Annotated in this window: 2 protein-coding genes; both read right to left on the bottom strand. The window is 57.4% G+C overall.

All coding sequences use genetic code 11. The annotated features are described in order from the left end of the window. A partial coding sequence (locus ACR0DX_RS22635) for an arginine deiminase (protein ID WP_480847520.1) occupies positions 1–1,063 on the bottom strand: 1,063 nt, incomplete at its 3' end. Then, positions 1,060–2,439, bottom strand: coding sequence for an amino acid permease (locus ACR0DX_RS22630; protein ID WP_480847518.1), 1,380 nt, complete (start codon positions 2,437–2,439; stop codon positions 1,060–1,062). The genes ACR0DX_RS22630 and ACR0DX_RS22635, both read right to left, overlap by 4 nt. Between the last annotated feature and the right edge of the window lie 74 nt (positions 2,440–2,513).

Below are 2,513 nucleotides of genomic sequence, written 5' to 3'. Positions count from 1 at the left end.
GGGCCACGACGTTATTGCCGTCATCCCACTGTTCGCGCTCGGCCTGGAACTCGTTGCCACCGGTCGAGATGACCTCCAGCGAGTTCAGCCCCAGCGCTTCTTTGTAGACGTCGAAAAGGTGCCCTTTTTCCACGTGGATATCCAAGTCCCCGCGGTCACCCGGGCGGATCGAGATACAGGTGATCTGGTCCGCGACTTCCGAGAATGCAGTGACCTTGTCGTGGTCAAGACAAGTGAACACCGTATCCAGATGCATGGCTGCGCGGCTTTTGGGCATCGCACAGGCGACGACACGCTCGGCACCGCCCTTCCTGAACAGCGCTTCGGCAACCTGAGCGACGGCCTGCCGGGTTGTGCGCTCGCCCATCCCTATGAAGACTGTGCCGTTGCCCACCGGTTGAACGTCGCCACCCTCGACCGAGGCGAGGCCGAAATCGTCGTCGCTATCGCCCCACCAGAACTCGAACTCGGCGTCCTTGAACATCTTATGGTGGCGATACACCGTACGCATGATCAAGGTTTCCGGCTTACGAGCAGGCCAGAACATCGGGTTCGTCGTCACGCCATCGAAAATCCAGCAGGAGGGGTCGCGCTGGAACTGCGCATTGGGGATCGCGGGAAGAATGAAGTCGCCCAGAGAAACCAGATCACCGAACTGTTCGTCGATCATACCCTTGGGCAGGTCTGCAAAGATGATGCCGCCGAGCATATGGCGAGCAAGCAGCTTGGCATCCATCTCGTCCAACCAAGCACGCATTTCTACGGAAAAGCCCAGGCCGACCATGTTGGGCGTGATCAGACGGTCCAACAGGAAGGCACGCGCTGCGGGGTCGTCTGCGATAGCTTGGGCGAGCAGATCCTGAATGTCGTAGACCTCGACCCCGCGTTCCCGCATCAGGGAACAGAATTCTGCGTGGTCCTTGCGGGCCTGCTCGACCCAGATCACGTCATCGAACAAAAGCTCTTCGCAATTTCGTGGTGTCAGACGATCATGCGCCAGTGAAGGGCGCGAGACGATCACCTTGTTGAGCTTTCCGATCTCGGAATGAACGCCGAGCTTCATGGCAACTCTCCTTTCGAACTATCCGTTTTCTGAATATCTTCAAAATCATTGGCCTGACTCCAGCGGACCCAGACATGTATAGGCACGCCCATAAGCAACAGGACGGAGCCAACCAAAACGGTTTCAGCGCCTGAGCCGATGAAGGCCCAGACCGAATAAATGAACCCAAGTGCGCCCAGCACGACCACCTTCGCCAGTTCCGGGCCATGCAGGACCTGCCCGCCTTTCAGCCGGATCATAATCTCGGCCACTGAGCAGATGGCATAGGGCAACAGGCTGGCGACAACGGCGAGCAAAATGACAAAGTTGAATGCGGCGACCAGCCCTTGCGCATAGTTCATGATAATCAAAACCGAGGCCAACGCGTTCGACAGGATTAACGCATTAGCAGGCGTTCCAAATTTGGATTTTTGGCCCAAGGCTGCGGGGAAGACGCGATCCAAAGCGGCACCGTAAGGGACTTGGCCACTGAGCAGCGTAAAGCCGTTCAAAGTGCCAAAGGTCGAAATCACCGCGCCCACAGCAACAAGGACGCCGCCAACGGGACCAAACATCACCTCACCGACGGCTGCCAGTGGTGCAGCGGAAACAGCAAGCAGCTCGGCAGGAATGACGCCCATCGAAACGGCGGTTACCGAGATATAGACGCTTGCGGCGATAATCACGCCGATGATGGTGGCGCGGGGAATGGTCTTTTCCGGCTCGATAACATCGCCAGAGGGAACGGTCGCAGATTCAAGACCCAAGTAGGCCCAAAGCGTCAGAGCAGCCGCGGCAGAAATCGCCGTAAACGCCGTGGTGCCGCTTTGGTTGACCGGAACATAGTTCTCGGTGTTGATCCAGAAGATACCCAATGTGCCAATCAATATAAGCGGCGCGAGTTTGAGCACGGTGGTCACGATCTGAACCAAACCAGCGCCTTCGACCCCACGGATGTTGACCAAGGTGAGCGTCCAGATTGCAACCAACGCAGTCGAGAGGCCGTACATCGGCACTTCGATGATAATAGGGAACAGGAATCCCAGGTATCCCACCAACGCGACGGCGACGGCGGCATTCCCGGTCCAAAGTGCGATCCAGTACCCCCACGCAATAATGAAACCTGCAAAGTTTCCGAACGCTTCTTGCGAATAGGCATAGGGGCCACCGGGTTTCGAAACTACGCGTGACAGCCTTCCGAAAATGATCGCGAGAACAAGCGCCCCTGCCGAAGTCAGAATCCACCCACCAATTGCAATTGGCCCAAACGGAGCAAGCGATGCCGGCAGTAAAAACACCCCTGACCCGATCATGTTTCCAACGACCAGAGCGATACAGGCCGTCAGCCCTAGGGCACCCGATGTCGAAGTCGTCTCTGGAGCGGAGCGATCGGTCATTGCGACGGCTCAGTTCGATGTTGTGTCTGAAGTCTCGGTTGCTGGACCGTCAATCCCCGGATCAGTTATGGCCC

It is taken from the genome of Ruegeria sp. D3 (genome assembly GCF_056534465.1).
This window is presented reverse-complemented; position numbering and strand designations above follow the sequence as displayed.